Below are 16,076 nucleotides of genomic sequence, written 5' to 3'. Positions count from 1 at the left end.
CCGCCGCATGGGCAGGTGGTCGCTGCTGCTCGCTGCGGCAGCCTGCCTCGCCACGGCGTTGCCCGCCATCGCCGCCACTCCGCTGCCGCGCCTGGTCAGCGCCCACGGCCGCCACATGTTGCTGGTGGACGGCCAGCCCTGGCTGATGCTGGGCGCGCAGGTGAACAACTCCAGCGCGTGGCCGGCGATGCTGCCCGAGGTATGGCCGGCGATGGATGCGCTGCACGTGAACACCGTGCAGGTGCCGATCGCCTGGGAGCAGATCGAGCCCAGCGAGGGGCATTTCGATTTCAGCTTCCTCGACACCTTGCTGAGCCAGGCGCGCGAGCATCACGTGCGCCTGGCGCTGTTGTGGTTCGCCACCTGGAAGAACAACGGTCCCGCCTATGCGCCGGCCTGGGTGAAGCTGGACAACAAGCGCTTCCCCCGCGTGCTGAAGAAGGACGGCGACACGCTTGACTCGCTGTCGCCGTTCGCGGCATCCACGCTGGACGCCGACCGCGCCGCCTTCACGGCCTTGATGAAGCACCTGCGCGCCATCGACGGCGAACGCCATACCGTGATCATGGTGCAGGTGGAAAACGAGTCGGGCACCTACGGTACGGACCGCGACTACTCCACCGCCGGAGACAGGCTGCTGCAATCGCCGGTGCCCGCGGCGGTGCTGGCGAAAACCGGGCGCAAGGCCGGCAGCTGGACGGCCGTGTTCGGCAAGGACGCGGCGGAGTTCTCCTACGCCTGGGCCATCGCGCACTACATCGACCAGGTCGCCGCCGCCGGCAAGGCCGTCTACGACTTGCCGATGTACGCCAATGTCGCGCTGCGCGATCCGTTCCATCCGGGCCCGCCAGGCGGCTACGCCAGCGGCGGTCCCACCGACAACGTGCTCGGCATCTGGCGCGCGGCGGCGCCCGCGCTCGACCTGATCGCACCGGACATCTACCTGCCGGAGTACGCGAAGTACACCGCCGTGCTGGACCGCTACAGCCGCTCCGACAATCCGCTGTTCATTGCCGAAACAGGCAGCGCGGCGCCGTATGCGCGCTACGTGTTCGCGGCGCTGGGGCATGGCGCCATCGGCTTCTCGCCGTTCGGCATGGATTTCACCGGCTACTCCAACTGGCCGCTGGGCGCACGCAAGATCGACGCCGATACGCTCAAGCCTTTCGCGCTGGACTACGAGCTGCTGCGTCCGATTGCCTCGCTGGTCGCCAAGGCCGGCTTCGAGGGCAAGCTGTGGGGTGTATCCGAACCCGAGCAGACGCATACCCAGCAGATCGACCTGGGCGCCTGGCAGGCGCAGGTCGGCTACGGTCTGCCGCAGTTCGGCATGCCCGAGGCCAAGGGCAATCCCACGCCGCAGGGTGGCGTGCTGATCGTGCAGATCGGCCGCGACGAATACCTGGTGGCCGGCTGCCACGCGCGTGTGAGCTTCCAGCCGGCCGGCCGCAACGCTGGCAAACATGCGTTGTTCGAGCGCGTGGAGGAGGGCCGCTACGTCGACGGCCAATGGCAGTTCCTGCGCGTGTGGAACGGCGACCAGACCGACTGGGGCCTCAATCTCACCAGTGAACCGCAGTGGCTGCGCGTGAAGCTGGCCACGTACTGAAGGATGTCTGCATGATCCGCTGGAAAACGCTTTCCGTTGCCTTGCTGCTCGCCGGCGTTGCCCTGCCGGCGCTGGCCTCCGGGCCGCAGCCTGATTCGCCCGCGGTCGAACATCGCGTCGACGAGCTACTGCACAAGCTCACGCTGGAGCAGGAGGTCGCGCTGGTCGGCGGCACCGACGGCTTCGACATCCGCGCGGAACCGTCGATCGGCCTGCCGGCGCTGGCGATGTCGGACGGACCCTACGGCGTGCGCATGGGCGGCAGCTCTACGGCCTACGCCGCCGGCATCGCGCTGGCGGCGAGCTGGGATCCGGCGCTGGCCCAGCGCGTCGGCACGGCGATGGGGCGCGATGCGCGCGCCCGCGGCATCAGCTTCCTGCTCGGGCCAGGCGTGAACATCTACCGCGCGCCGCAGAACGGCCGCAACATGGAGTACTACGGCGAGGATCCGTATCTGGCCGGCCGCACCGCCGTCGGCCTGATCGACGGCATCCAGAGCCAGGGCGTTGTGGCAACGATCAAGCACTTCGCCGCCAACAATGCCGAGTACGACCGTCGCCAGCTCAATTCCGTCATCGCGCCGCGGCCGCTGCACGAGATCTACCTGCGCGCGTTCGAGATGGCGGTGAAGCAAGGCCACGTCGGCGCGGTGATGAGCAGCTACAACCAGCTCGACGGCGAGTACACCGCCGAGAACCGCGAGCTGGTGAGCGGCATCCTCAAGCACGATTGGGGCTTCGACGGCCTCTTCATGTCCGACTGGGGCGCGGTGGACGACGGGCTCAAGGCGTTCAAGGCCGGCCTCGACCTGGAGATGCCTGCAGCCGACAAGATGCAGCCCGCGCTGCTGCTGTCCGGCTTGCGCGACGGCACGCTGTCCAGGGCCGAGCTGGACGACAAGGTGCGGCGCATCCTGCGCACCACGGTGCGCTTCGGCTTGCTCGACCGGCCGCAGCAGGATCTGGCGCAACCGTTGTTCGACCTCGCCAACGACCAGGTGGCGCTGGACTCGGCGCGCGAGTCGCTGGTGCTGCTGAAGAACGCGAACCACGTGCTGCCGCTCGACGCCGGCGCGATCCGCACCATCGCGGTGATCGGCCCCGACGCCTACCCCGGTTATGCCACCGCCGGCGGCAGCTCGCACATCGACACCTTCCGCACTGAAAGCATCCTCGGAGGGATCGTCGACTACCTCGGCCAGCACGTGCGTGTGCTGTACGACCGCGGCCTGCCGTCGCCCGATACGGTGTTCAAGCGCGACGGCTTCGCCACCACCGACGGCCAGCCCGGCCTGCGCCGCGAGACTTTCGACAATCCCGATTTCCGTGGCACGCCGACCGCGACCGGTGTGGACGCCCACGTCGACCAGTGGAAGCCGGAGCTGTGGACCACGCCGGCCGCGCAGCGCCGCAGCCTCCGCTGGAGCGGCCGCTACGTGGCGCCGCATGCGGGGCGCTACCTGTTCCTGACGGCGGCGGCGAGCGCCGACAGCTATACGCTCTACATAGACGGTAAGGCGGTGATCGCGCAGCCCAAGCGCGAGGGCCAGGCACCGCTGTACGCTGCACTGGATCTCAAGGCGGGGCAGGCGGTGCAGGTGCGCCTGGACTACATGCCGGACGTGGATTACAGCCGGATGGGCCTGGGCGTGGTGCCGGTCGATGAGTTGATCTCGCCGGCCGCCCTGAAGATGGCGGCGATGGCCGATGCCGTGGTAGTGGCAGTGGGTTTCGACCCGACTTCGGAGAGCGAAGCCTACGACCGCACCTTCGCGCTGCCGTGGGGCCAGGAGGCGCTGATCCAGGCGGTGGCGAAGGCGAACCCGAAGACCGTGGTGACGGTGACCTCGGGCGGCGGCTATGCCACGGCGGACTGGCTGGGTCGGGTGCCGGCGCTGCTGCAGAACTGGTATCCGGGGCAGGAGGGCGGCCGCGCGGTGGCCGAGGTGCTGTTCGGTGCGCGCTCGCCGGAAGGCAAGCTGCCGATCAGCTTCGAGCGCCAGCCGCAGGACAACCCCACACACGACTATTACTACGCGCCGCCGCATGCGCCGGGCGCGCACCCCACGGTGCGCTATGGCGAAGGCCTGTTCGTGGGCTACCGCTGGTACACCAGCCACCCCGACAAGCCGCAACCGCTGTTCCCGTTCGGCTACGGCCTGTCGTACACCACGTTCGCGTTCTCCGGTCTCGAGGTGAAGCCGGCGGCGGCGCGCGACGGCGAGCCGGTGCAGGTGTCGTTCGTGGTCCGCAACACGGGCAAGCGCGCGGGCGCGGAAGTCGCGCAGGTCTACGTGAGCGATCCATCGGCCAGCGTCGAGCGGCCGGAACGCGAACTGAAGGCGTTCGAGAAGCTGGGCCTGGCGCCGGGACAGAGCCGGCGCGTCACCCTCACGCTCGACCGGCGCGCGTTCGCCTATTACGACCCCGAACTCAACGACTGGAAGATCGACCCGGGCCGCTTCGTGATCAGCGTGGGCGATGCCTCCGACCACACACCGTTGACCGCCGACCTCACGATGGAGAAAACACCATGAGCCGTGTCCACCTGTCCTTGGCATGCCTGCTTGCCTTCGGCCTGTGCGCCGGTGGTGCACGGGCCGCATCGGCAGTGCCGGCCAGCCACGTCCAACGGCTGGCCGACGGCGCCGCCATCAGCTTCGACGGTTCGCCGCAAAGGCTGCGCTTGCAAGTGGTGTCCGACCGCATCATCCACGTTACCGCGGTGCCGAAGGGTGGCTTCGACCTGCCGCCCAGCCTGATAGCGCTGAAGACCGGCGGCGACGGTCATTTCAACGTGGGCGAGCACGACGGCACGGTGACCCTCGACACGCCGGCGATCGAGGCCCGCGTGTCGCTGCGCGACGGCGCGGTCAGCTTCTATGGCCATGACGGCAAGCCCATCCTGGCCGAGCAGCCGCATGGCCGCAGCTTCACGCCGGTAATGGTGGACGGGAAGTCGTTCTACGCGATCCGGCAGCAGTTCGCCTCGCCATCCGACGAAGCGTTCTACGGACTGGGCCAGCACCAGGAAGGCGTGCTGGACTACAAGGGCAAGGACGTCGAACTGGCCCAGCACAACATGGACATCGGCATTCCGTTCGTCGTGTCTTCGCGCAACTACGGCGTGTTGTGGGACAACAACTCGATCACCCGGTTCGGCGATCCACGTCCCTACCAGCCGATCGACCACGGGCTCAAGCTGTTCGATGCCGACGGCAAGCCCGGCGCCCTCACCGCCAGCTACTCCGTGGACGGCAAGCTGAAGCTGCGCCGCGATGAAGCCGGCGTCGACTACCAGTACCTCGACGACCTGAAGCGCTGGCCCTCTGCGCTGACCGACGCAAAGGGCGTCACCGGCGGCCCGGGCCAGACGGTGGAATGGAAGGGCGCGTTGGCCAGCGACGTGGCCGGAACGCACAAGTTCCGCCTTTACGCCAGCGGCTACTTCAAGCTCTATATCGACGGCAAGCTCGTGCTGGACGACTGGCGGCAGAACTGGAACCCGTGGTATCGCGATTTCACCGTGGCGATGAGGCCCGGCGAGAAGCACGCCATCCGCCTCGAGTGGACGCCGCAGTCCGGCTACATCGCGCTCGACCACCTCGATCCGCTGCCGGCGGCAGAGCAGGGCGAGCTGTCGCTGTACTCCGAGCTGGGACACGCGGTCGACTACTACTTCATCGCCGGCAACAACCTCGACGACGTGATCGCCGGCTACCGCGAGGTCACCGGCAAGTCGGTGATGCTGCCGCGTTGGGCCTACGGCTACTGGCAGAGCCGCGACCACTACGAGACGCAGGAACAATTGCTGGACACCGTGGCGCGTTACCGCCGGCTGGGCCTGCCGCTGGACAACATCGTGCAGGACTGGCGCTACTGGAAGGACGACGCCTGGGGCTCGCACCAGTTCGACGCGACGCGCTACCCCGATCCCAAGGGCATGATCGCCAAGGTGCACGACGAGCACGCGCACTTCATGATCTCGGTGTGGCCGAAGTTCTACCCCGCCACGCAGAACTACAAGGAGCTGGCGGCGGGCGGCCACATCTACCAGCGCAACATCGAGGAGGGCGTCAAGGACTGGGTGGGACCGGGCTACCTCAGCTCGTTCTACGACCCGTACTCGGCCGCGGCACGGAAGATCTACTGGCGGCAGATCCGCGAGAACCTGGGCGACCTCGGCGTCGATGCCTGGTGGCTGGACGCCACCGAGCCGGACATCAACTCCAACACCAGCATCGCCGAACGCAAGATGCTGATGGGGCCGACGGCGCTGGGCCCGGGTGCGGCGTTCTTCAACAGCTACCCGCTGATGACCACCACCGCGGTGTACCAGGGCAGTCGCCAGTCCTACCCGGACAAGCGGGTGTTCATCCTCACCCGCTCGGCCTTCGCCGGCCAGCAGCGCAACGCCGCCGCGAGCTGGAGCGGTGACGTGGTGGCGCGCTGGAGCAACCTGCGCGACCAGATCTCCGCCGGCATCAACTTCTCGCTGTCGGGCATCCCGAACTGGACCACCGACATCGGCGGCTACGCGATCGAAGACCGCTACATGAAGCCGGACGCGAAGAACCTCGCGGAGTGGCGCGAGCTCAACCTGCGCTGGTTCCAGTTCGGTGCGTTCAGTCCGATTTTCCGCTCGCACGGCCAGGGCGTGCCGCGCGAGATCTACAACATCTCGCCGCCCGGAACGCCGGTGTACGACGCGCTGGCCTGGTACGACCACTTGCGCTACCGGCTGATGCCGTACATCTACACGCTGGCGGCGGACACCTGGTGGCACGACGGCACCATCATGCGCGGCCTGCCGATGGACTTCCCGCACGACGCCAAGGTGCGCAGCATCAATGACGAGTACATGTTCGGGCCGGCCTTCCTCGTCGCGCCGGTGACGCGCTACCAGGCGCGCAATCGCGACGTGTACCTGCCGGCCGGCAGCGACTGGTACGACTTCAACACCGGCAAGCGCTACGCCGGCGGACAGACCGTGCAGGCACCGGCGCCGCTAGCGCGCATGCCGCTGTTCGTGCGCGCCGGCGCCATCGTGCCCAGCGGACCGGCGGAGCAGTACACCAACGAAAAGCTCGCCGCGCCGATCACCGTGCTGGTCTACGCCGGCGCCAACGGCCACTTCTCGCTTTACGAGGATGACGGCATCGATTACGGCTACGAGCACGGCCACTACTCGCGTATCCCGCTGGACTACGACGACGCCACCGGCGTGCTGACCCTCGGCAAGCGCGAGGGTGACGGCAACGGTGCGCCGGTCAGGCGCGAGTTCATCGTGCGTCGCGTCGGCGCGACACATCCAGACCCGTATGCCGCCGGTGCCGGCCACGACGTGCGCATGGATTACGACGGCGGCGAGCGGAAGGTGCGGCTGTGAGCCATGCATGCGTCCGTTGCCTGACGGGTGCGGACCGATGACGCACCTACCACCCACCGCCCCCGACCCGGCAACCCTGGCGGTGGCGCCATGATCGGGCCGATCGTTGTGCGCAACCTGCACGAACAGGTGGTACAGGAGTTGGGGCGTCTGGTCGTCGGCGGCCACCTGCCGCGCGAAGAGGTGCTGGCCGGGCGCATGAAGGTGAGTCGCACCGTGCTGCGCGAGGCGATGAAGGTGCTGTCGGCCAAGGGCCTGATCGAATCGCGCCAGCGGACCGGTGCCCGCGTGCGCGACGCCAGGCGCTGGAATCAGTTCGACGCCGACGTGCTGGCCTGGCGCTGTGCCTTGCTGCCCGCAGGGGATTTCGTCGAGAAGCTGCTGGAGATGCGTGAGGCCATCGAACTCGCCGCCGCTGTCGCCGCCGCGCAGCGGCACGGCGACGAACAGCTGAGACGCATCGAGGCCGCATGCGATGCGATGGCCGCGGCGGCCGATCCTGCCACCATGGCCAGCGCGGACCTGGCCTTCCACGAGGCCGTGCTGCACGCCACCGGCAACGAACTGATGATCTCCATGTTCGCGGTGATCGGGAACGCGCTGTCCGCTTGCCGCGCATCCGCCGTGCACACCGCCGGCGATGTCCGGCTTGCGCTGCCGCGGCGCCGGAAGCTGCTGGGCGCGATCCGTCGTCGCCAGCCGGAAGCGGCGCGCCGGGCGATGCAGGAGATGCTGGCCGAGCCGCGCGGCTGAAGCGGCATGAGCGGGTCGGGCGGTACGCCGCATACCGGCCCGTTCGTGCTCGCCGCTGGTGCGCGAGTCGCGCTGCGCGGCTCATGCCAGCGGATTGCCATCGATCGCGCGGTAGCTGAAGTCGCCCAACCGTGCCGTCCCCTTGCCGGCGCAGTAGATGCCGAGCTTCAGGCTCAGGAAATCGCCGAACACGTTGTGGTGGATGCCGGATACTTCCATGCGCAAGGTGTGCAATTGCCAGCTGCGGCCGTCGTCGTGCGAGTACTCGAACGTCACCACGTTGTGGTCGTTGGTGAGGCGCACGCGCACGCGGCGGTTCGGCCGCTGGATGCGGGCCCAGTCCAGCTCCTGCGCGTATTCGAAGGTCTTGATCGTGTCCGGCGTGAAGCCGACGCCCACGAAGGCCTTGTGGTTGTAGAACAGCAGCAGTCCCGCCTCTGCATCGGCGGAAGGCTCCAGTGTGAGCTCCGCCACGTAGGCACGGTCGCCCACGCCGCAGACCATCGGCGAGCTGTCCGCCGGCGACGTGCCAGCACCGGCCAGCTCCATGCCGCCGCCGGCACGGCGGACCCGCCGCATTTCGTCCGGGCGCGGATCGTGGAAGGACCACTGGGTGCCGAACTTGTCGCTGGAAAAGTCGTCCGACAGCGCGAAGCCGGCCGGGCTTGCCTTGCCGCCCGAGGGTTTGCGCAGAGGTCGCGACAGATCGCCTCCGGTGGCCACCGGCCAGCCGTCCGCCGTCCATGCCATCGGTTCCAGGAGGGTCTGGCGGCCCAGCGTGCGAAAGCCGTTCTCGTAGCCGTGGTAGACCATCCACCAGTCGCCGGCCGGCCCCTCGACGAAGGTGGCATGCCCGCGCGACCACCACGGTTCGGCGGCCGACTGCGTACGCACGATGGGGTTGTGCGGGCAGTTCTCCCACGGCCCATGCACCGAGCGCGAGCGCGCCACGATCACCATGTGGCTGGTGGGCGGCCCAGCTGTGCCGCCCACGGCGCTGACCAGGTAGAACCACTCGTTTCGCCGCAACAGCTTTGGGCCTTCCGGCGCGAAGTCCTCGACGATCCAGTCCTGCGGATATTGCCATGGCGTGTAGGCATGCACGAGTTTTCCGTCGGTGGCCAGGCCGTCGTCGCGCAGGCGGATCATGCGGATGCCGTTGACGAACAGATAGCGCCTGCCGTCCTCGCCGACCACATGCGCGGGGTCGATGCAGCCTGGGATGCCGAGGTCGACCGGCTCGCTCCATGGGCCGGTGATGCGTTCCGCCGCAATCACGAAGATGGACCAGTCGCCGCCGGGCCGTTGCGCCGGCAGGTAGATGTAGTAACGGTTGCCGTGCTTGCAGAGGTTGACCGCGAAGACGTTGCCCATCGGCTTGCACAGGGCGGTCGCGATCGGCGTCCAGCCGACCAGGTCGGTCGAGTGCCAGATCGCCAGCCCCGGTGAAGCAGTGAAGGGCGTGAACGTCATGTAGTAATCGTCGCCGTCCTTGAGCACGGCAGGATCGGGGTGATCGCCGGACACGATGGGATTGCGGTAACTGCCGTCGCCGAGAACGGCCATGCGCTGGCCCTCGATGCCTTTGTCCCAGTGCGGACCGGAGTCGGCGCATCGCTGGCCGGGATCGGCCTTCGCCATCCGGGCCAGTGGTGCGGCGATCGCGCCCGTCGCCATGGCCTTGAACAGATTTCTGCGCGCAAGGTTCGGCGCGACGGCGGTGGTCGGAAGCGTGCCATCGCTTGCCGCGTCGAGGTGGTTGGTGGGTTTCTTCATGGCGTATCCGTCGCGGTGCGAATGGCGTAGACGAAGGCTGCGGGGCCGGCGGGACGCGAACCGACATGGAGCACCAGTCCTTGCCCGGTGTTTTCCCAGTGCACCGGCGTGGACGAACCCAGCAGGCGCACGTCCCGCACGCGGTCGGCCGGCTTGATGCTGCGGATGACGGTCGTGCCGTCGGCTGGCCAGCCGAACTCGATGGCGTACAGCAGGTCCTTGTTGCGGGTGAAGCGGAAATCGTCGGTGGTCCAGGGCCTGGCCAGTTGTTCCTTGAAGGCGCCGGTGGTCGGCGCGGTGGGGCCTTCACCGGACACGCGCCACGGATGGCTGCCGTAGATCGCCGCTCCATTGGTAGCCAGCCATCGGCCGATTTCCAGCAGCACGGCCTGTTCCTGCGGCACGATGGTTCCGTCCGGTCGCGGACCGACATCCAGCAACAGGTTGCCGTTCTTGCTCACCACGTCGGCCAGCAGCTGGATGATCGAGGTGGCCGAACGGTAGATGTCGTGCTCCACGTAGCCCCATGAGCCGTTGCTGATGGTGGTGTCGGTCTGCCACGGCGTGGGGCGGATATCGCCCAGCTGGCCGCGCTCCACGTCGAGGACCGCACTCCCGGCGGGCAGCGCATGCAACTTGTAGTTGAGCACCACGCCGTCGCGTTGCGCACCGCGGTTGTAGTAGTAGGCGAGGAACTCGGCTAGCGCGCCGCGGAATGCAGGGTGGCCCACCCACCAGTCGAGGTAGATCAGATCGGGCCGGTAATAGGCTTCCAGTTCTGCCGTGCGTGCCAGCCAGTCGTCCACGTAAGTGGGCGAGACGTAGGTCCAGTCCTGTTGCAGGTCCTGGTCGCCATCCTGCGCGAAGTGCGGCACGGCGGGGCCGTAGAAGTCGGCATCGGCTGGATCGTTCACGTCGGAGGCGAGCTCGCGGCCGTGGTCGAAGAACCAGTCGTGTTCGGCGCGATGCGAGGACAGACCAAAGCGCAGGCCTTCGGCACGCACGGCTCGTTCCAGCGCCGCCACCACGTCGCGCTTCGGCCCCATCAGCGCGGCAGTCCAGCGCGACAGCCGCGAGTCGTACATGGCGAAGCCGTCCGAATGCTCGGCCACCTGCACGACATAGCGCGCGCCGGCCTGCTTGAACAATCGGGCCCACGCCGCGGGATCCCAGTGCCGTGCCTTGAAGCCGGCGATGAAATCCTTGTAGCCGCGGTGCGTCAATGGGCCAAGGGTGTCGAGCTGGTGGGCGTGCTCGCGTGTCGTGCCGTCGTACATGTTGCGCGGGTACCACTCGTTCGCGAACGCCGGCACGGCGTAGACGCCCCAGTGGATGAAGATGCCGAACTTCGCGGCACCGAACCAGGTCGGTGCCCGGTATTGCGCGAGGGAGATCCAGTCGGGGCAGAACGGCCCGATGGCATCGCCTTGCGCGACTTCGGCCAGCAGTGCCTTGCGCTCGGGTGCGTAGCGCGCCGTGGCGCGCTGCCAGGCCTGATCCATCTGCGCCGGTCTGAGTGTCTTCGCAGTGGGAGCGTCGGATTGGCTGTCTGGCTGTGCGGCCCATGCCGCCGAGCCCGCCACGACGCATGCGGACAGCAGGCATCCGCGAAGCAGGGCAGGATGCAGTCTGCGTGGAAACCTGGCGTGCGGGAAGAGCGACATGGAATGTCTTGGCGAAGGGGTCGTCAGACGCTAGCAGCAAGCACACGCCAGCGAGGCCGGATGTGCGAACGCATACGAAGAAACGTTAGCGTCTGCTGCTGATTTCGCAATTGTCGCCTCGGCGACGCCATTTCACGATCCGCTCAAGCAAGCGGGCTTCCACGACGTCCGCTGCAATCGGTTCGACACGCCATGTCAGTGTTTTCGTCGGTTTGTGCGTCCTCCCCGCGCACGCCGGTTCCCATCGGCACATGCGTCACCCCCGCACGTGCCGATGCTTTTTTGTTCATCGGGTCGCGTCGAACCAGGTGGCGGCACGGCATGCCAGCGTCTGCGGGAGGCGAATGCTCCGCAGGTGCGACGGGCGCGTGCCACCCAGGCACCCGGGTGGTGCTTGTTACGGTGCCGTGTCGTCCACCACGGCCAGCCCCTCCACATCGTCGGGAGCTCCTTCGCCGCCTTGCAGCCCTTCGGCGTACTGGCGCGGCGTGCAGCCGAGCTCGCGGCGAAATACCGCATACATGTACTGCAGCGAAGTAAAGCCGCTGCGCACGGCCACGTCGGCCAGCGGCACGGCGGAGTCGACCAGCATCCGCCGCGCGGTCTGCAGCTTGTGGCGCAGGATGGCCTGGTGGACGGTCAGCTTGAGTTCGCGCTTGAAGTGCTCCTCCAGCAGGGTGCGCGACACACCGACATAGTCGGCGACCTGGTCGGTCTTGATGCCGAGGCAGGCGTATTGGCGGATGTAGTGCAGTGCCCGCATCACGTACTGGTTGTTCATCGGTTCGTGCCGGCTGCTTGCCTGCACGTTGATGCCCTTGGGCGGCACGACGATGCGCTGCTCGGCCAGCCGTCCGCCGTGCAGCATCTGGTGCAGCAGCCGGGCGGCGGTATGGCCCATTTCCTCGGCGCCCTGGATCACCGACGTCAGCGGGATGCGGCTGAGCAGTTGCGCGATGGGATCGTTGTCGATGCCCACCACCGCGATCTCGGCCGGCACGGGCACGTCGGCCACGATGCAGGCCTGCAGCAGGTGGCGCGCGCGCGCGTCGGTGACCGCGATGATGCCGATGGGCTTGGGCAGCGAACGCACCCAGTCCGCGATCGCTTCCTGGGCGATGCCCCAACCGCCCGCACTGGTGGGCGAGCCGCGGAACACCTGGCCTTCGAGGTTGTCCACGCGGGTCATGCCGAGGAACGCCTGCTCGCGTTCAAGCGCCCAGCGGTTGCTCGGCGTGGGCGGCAGGCCGTAGAAGGCGAAGCGCTGCAGCCCCTGGTCGATGAGGTGATCGTAGGCCAGGCGAACGAGCTTGGCGTTGTCCGTGGCCACGTAGGGAATGCCTTCCGGATAGTTCGCCGGGTCGGCGTAGGAGCCGCCCACCGCGACCACCGGCAAGGGCAGGCCGCACAGCGTCTCGCCCACGATGGGGTCGTCGAAGTCCGCGATGATGCCGTCGCCGCGCCAGTGGTGGATGCCCACGGTACGGCAGCGGAAATCCTCTTCCATGAACAGGTCCCACTCGACGCGCGTGGACGTCAGGTATTGCCCGATGCCCGTGAGGACGTGACGGTCGTAGACCTTGTTCGCGTTGAAGAGCAGGGCGATGCGGTGAGGGGATGGCATGGATACCACGATCTGCTGGGACGGCATCTACCGGATTGGATCGACGATACCTGCTGGGTCGACTGCGTACATGCGGCAATGCGGCACGGAAAATGACCTGCGCGATGACGGATTTCGCAATTGCGGCGCCGCAACGTCGAACGCAGCATCGCAGTCGAGGCGCAGCGCGATCGCCGCGGACGTGGCCGTCTGCCGCGCCGTCACGGATCGTGCGACGAGTGATTGCCGGCACGACCACGACCGGTCTGGATCCGGATTCCTGAAAAGGGTGGGTATCTTGAAAGCTTCGACGAGGAATGCGGCGCCGGCCAGCCGCGATGCCGCAGAGGGCCAAAGGCAGGCAGCGGCGTGAGCGTTGTTGTCGGCCTCGACATCGGCACCCAGAGCGTCAAGCTGCTTGTCTACGACGCCGATCGTCGCCGCATGCTTGCGGTTCGCAGCCGGCCGCTGGCGCTGGTCGAGGGCCCCGACGGCAGCCGCGAGCAGCATCCCCAATGGTGGCTTGAGGCGGTCCGGCAATGTTTCGCGGATCTCGATGCCACCCTGCGTGCACGCGTCGTGGCGATCGGGGTTTCCGGCCAGCAGCACGGTTTCGTCCCGCTGGACGCGGCGGGCGAGGTGCTGGCACCGGCCAAGCTGTGGTGCGACACCAGCAGCTGGCGCGAGTGCGACGAGATCATGGCCGCGGCGGGCGGTTACCGGCAGTGCATCGCGCTGGCGGGCAATCCCATCTTGGCGGGCTACACGGCTTCCAAGCTGCCGTGGACGCGCAAGCATCGTCCGGACGTCTATCGCCGGCTCGCGGGCATCCTGCTGCCGCATGACTACATCAATGCGTGGCTCACCGGCGAACGCTGGATGGAATGCGGCGACGCCTCGGGCACAGGCTGGCTGGACGTGCGCAGGCGCCGCTGGTCCTCGGCGATGCTGGCGGCCACCGATGCGGAGCGCGACCTGTCGCGCTGCCTGCCGCCGCTGGTCGACGCGCATTTCAGTGCGCCCATCGCACCCGCCACCGCCGACGAACTGGGCCTGCCGCATGCGGTGCGCGTGTCGGCCGGCGGCGGCGACAACATGATGGCGGCGATCGGCACCGGCAACGTGCAGCCGGGCGTGCTCAGCGTGAGCCTGGGCACCTCGGGCACGCTGTTCGCCAGCGCCGATCGTCCGGTGGTGGATGCGGAGGGGCTCTGGGCGGCGTTCTGTTCGTCCACCGGCGGTTGGCTGCCGCTGGTCTGCACGATGAACTGCACCGTGGCCACGGCGCGCGTTGCCGCTGCCTTCGGCTTCGAGGCCGGGGAGGGCGATGCACTGGTCGAGCGCACGGCGCCAGGCGCGGACGGCTTGCTGATGCTGCCGTTCTTCAATGGCGAGCGCACGCCCGACCTGCCCACCGCACGCGCCAGCCTGCATGGCATGACACCGGGCAACTTCACCCGCGCGAATGCCTATCGCGCGGCGATGGAGGGCGCGACCTACGCGTTGCGCCACGGCCTGGACGCCTTGCGCACCGCCGGCCTGGATTTCGGGACGATCCGCCTGACCGGCGGCGGAGCGAACAGTGCGCCGTGGCGGCAACTGCTGGCCGACGTGTTCGAGCTGCCGGTGGAGATACCCGCGGAAACCGAGGGCGCCGCCTTTGGCGCCGCCTTGCAGGCGTTGTGGGCATGGCGCTGCAGTGGCGGAGACCAGGTTTCCATCGCCGAGCTCGTACACGAACACGTGGCGCTGGACGGTTCGCGCGCGGTGCAGCCACGGGCGGCGAACGTGGCCGCGTACCAGGAGCCTTACCGGCAGTTCCTCGCACTGCTGAAGGTCGAGCGGCATACCCATGGCCGGATCGCCGGCAACGCTCCCCCCGAACTTCCCCAATGAAGCAACCCGCAGAGGCAACGCATTCCATGAATACTCCCTTCGTCGGCAAGCGCGAATATTTCGGCGGCATCGGCCGCATCCCCTACGAGGGGCGCGATTCGGACAACCCGCTGGCGTTCAAGCACTACGACGCGAACCGGAAGATCGGCGACAAGACCATGGCCGAACACCTGCGCTTCGCGGTGTGCTACTGGCACAGCTTCTGCAATGCGGGCCATGATCCGTTCGGGCCGGGAACGCGGCACTACCCTTGGGATGCCGGCGACGCGCCGATGGCCCGCGCCGAGGCGCGCATGGACGCCGCCTTCGAGTTCTTCACCAAGCTGGGCGTGCCGTACTACTGCTTCCACGACATCGACATGGCACCCGACGCCGACGACGTGGCCCAGTACGAGCAGAACCTGCGGCATATGGTGGCGCTGGCGAAGGAGCGCCAGCAGGCCACCGGCATGAAGTTGCTATGGGGCACCGCCAACCTGTTCAGCCATCCGCGCTACATGAACGGTGCGGCCACCAACCCCGACTTCGCGGTGGTGGCGCGCGCGGCGGTGCAGGTCAAGGCCGCGCTGGACGCGACGGTGGAGTTGGGCGGCAGCAACTACGTGTTCTGGGGCGGTCGTGAGGGTTACGCCTCGCTGCACAACACACAGATGAAGCGCGAGCTGGGACACTTCGCGCGCTTCCTCGCCATGGCACGTGACTATGGCCGCAGCATCGGCTTCAAGGGCAACTTCCTGATCGAGCCCAAGCCGATGGAGCCCATGAAGCACCAGTACGACTTCGATGCATCCACGGTCGCCGGTTTTCTGAAGGAGCATGACCTGGATCGGGACTTCAAGCTCAACATCGAGGCAAACCACGCCACACTGGCAGGCCACAGCTTCGAGCACGATCTGCAGGTCTCCGCCGACCACGGCCTGCTCGGCAGCATCGACGCCAACCGCGGCAATCCGCAGAATGGCTGGGATACCGACCAGTTCCCCAGCGACCTCTACGACACCGTGGGCGCTATGCTGGTGGTGCTGCGCCAGGGCGGGTTGGCGCCCGGCGGCCTGAACTTCGATGCCAAGGCACGCCGCGAATCGACCGACGGCGAGGATTTGTTCATCGCCCACATCGGCGGCATGGATTCCTTTGCGCGGGGCCTGGAAGTGGCGCATGCGCTGCTGACGCGCTCGCCGCTGGAGCGGTGGCGCGCGGATCGCTATGCCAGTTTCGACGAAGGCAACGGCCGGGCGTTTGCCGACGGCCGGCTCGGCATGGAAGACTTGCGCGCCCACGCGCTTGCGCACGGCGAGCCGTCACAGCGAAGCGGCAAGCAGGAGCGCTACGAGAACCTGATCAATCAGTTCCTGGTGCGCGCCTGACCGCGCATTTCACACGCGG

General features: G+C 67.7%; 10 protein-coding genes. 7 read left to right on the top strand and 3 right to left on the bottom strand.

The features are described from left to right. Positions 1-7: 7 nt before the first annotated feature. The 4 genes from B0E52_RS02665 to B0E52_RS02650 all read left to right on the top strand — a co-directional run bounded on the left by B0E52_RS02665 (position 8) and on the right by B0E52_RS02650 (position 7,751). Entirely contained in the window at positions 8-1,609 is a 1,602-nt protein-coding gene (locus B0E52_RS02665) for a DUF5597 domain-containing protein (RefSeq protein ID WP_077481593.1), read from the top strand. An 11-nt stretch (positions 1,610-1,620) separates the two neighbouring features. Next, positions 1,621-4,146, top strand: coding sequence for a glycoside hydrolase family 3 C-terminal domain-containing protein (locus B0E52_RS02660; protein WP_077481499.1), 2,526 nt, complete (start codon positions 1,621-1,623; stop codon positions 4,144-4,146). Then, positions 4,143-6,998: a TIM-barrel domain-containing protein gene (locus tag B0E52_RS02655; protein WP_077481497.1), complete on the top strand. Its 2,856-nt coding sequence runs from the start codon at positions 4,143-4,145 to the stop codon at positions 6,996-6,998. Before B0E52_RS02660 ends, B0E52_RS02655 begins: the two co-directional genes overlap by 4 nt. Before the next feature lie 90 nt (positions 6,999-7,088). After that, positions 7,089-7,751, top strand: coding sequence for an FCD domain-containing protein (locus B0E52_RS02650; RefSeq protein WP_077481495.1), 663 nt, complete (start codon positions 7,089-7,091; stop codon positions 7,749-7,751). An 81-nt stretch (positions 7,752-7,832) separates the two neighbouring features. Here the strand turns inward: B0E52_RS02650 and B0E52_RS02645 are convergent, their stop codons facing one another. From B0E52_RS02645 to B0E52_RS02635, 3 genes are all read right to left on the bottom strand, one after another. Further along, the gene (locus tag B0E52_RS02645; protein ID WP_254426682.1) at positions 7,833-9,392 is read right to left on the bottom strand and encodes a family 43 glycosylhydrolase; all 1,560 of its coding nucleotides are present in this window, start codon (positions 9,390-9,392) and stop codon (positions 7,833-7,835) included. Between the two features lie 131 nt (positions 9,393-9,523). Then, positions 9,524-11,029 (bottom strand): alpha-L-fucosidase, encoded by a 1,506-nt coding sequence (locus B0E52_RS02640; RefSeq protein WP_254426675.1) that lies wholly within the window; start codon positions 11,027-11,029, stop codon positions 9,524-9,526. A gap of 559 nt (positions 11,030-11,588) precedes the next feature. Then, the gene (locus B0E52_RS02635) at positions 11,589-12,815 is read right to left on the bottom strand and encodes a XylR family transcriptional regulator (RefSeq protein WP_077481591.1); all 1,227 of its coding nucleotides are present in this window, start codon (positions 12,813-12,815) and stop codon (positions 11,589-11,591) included. Between B0E52_RS02635 and B0E52_RS18265 the strand changes: the two genes are divergently transcribed. The 3 genes from B0E52_RS18265 to xylA are packed head-to-tail and all read left to right on the top strand — an operon-like array spanning position 12,814 to position 16,057. Further along, a complete protein-coding gene (locus B0E52_RS18265) occupies positions 12,814-13,167 on the top strand; it encodes a hypothetical protein (protein WP_139351560.1) in 354 nt (117 codons plus the stop codon). The genes B0E52_RS02635 and B0E52_RS18265 overlap by 2 nt on opposite strands. Beyond that, complete coding sequence (gene xylB / locus B0E52_RS02630) at positions 13,164-14,690, top strand: xylulokinase (RefSeq protein ID WP_077481490.1); 1,527 nt, start codon at positions 13,164-13,166, stop codon at positions 14,688-14,690. Before B0E52_RS18265 ends, xylB begins: the two co-directional genes overlap by 4 nt. A 26-nt stretch (positions 14,691-14,716) precedes the next feature. Then, positions 14,717-16,057 (top strand): xylose isomerase, encoded by a 1,341-nt coding sequence (gene xylA / locus B0E52_RS02625; RefSeq protein WP_077481488.1) that lies wholly within the window; start codon positions 14,717-14,719, stop codon positions 16,055-16,057. The last annotated feature ends 19 nt before the right edge of the window (positions 16,058-16,076 follow it).

The sequence above is a fragment of the Rhodanobacter sp. C06 genome, from assembly GCF_002001105.1.
GTDB lineage: Bacteria > Pseudomonadota > Gammaproteobacteria > Xanthomonadales > Rhodanobacteraceae > Rhodanobacter_A.
The sequence above is the reverse complement of the archived record's forward strand: the minus strand, read 5'-3'. Positions and strand labels throughout refer to the sequence as shown.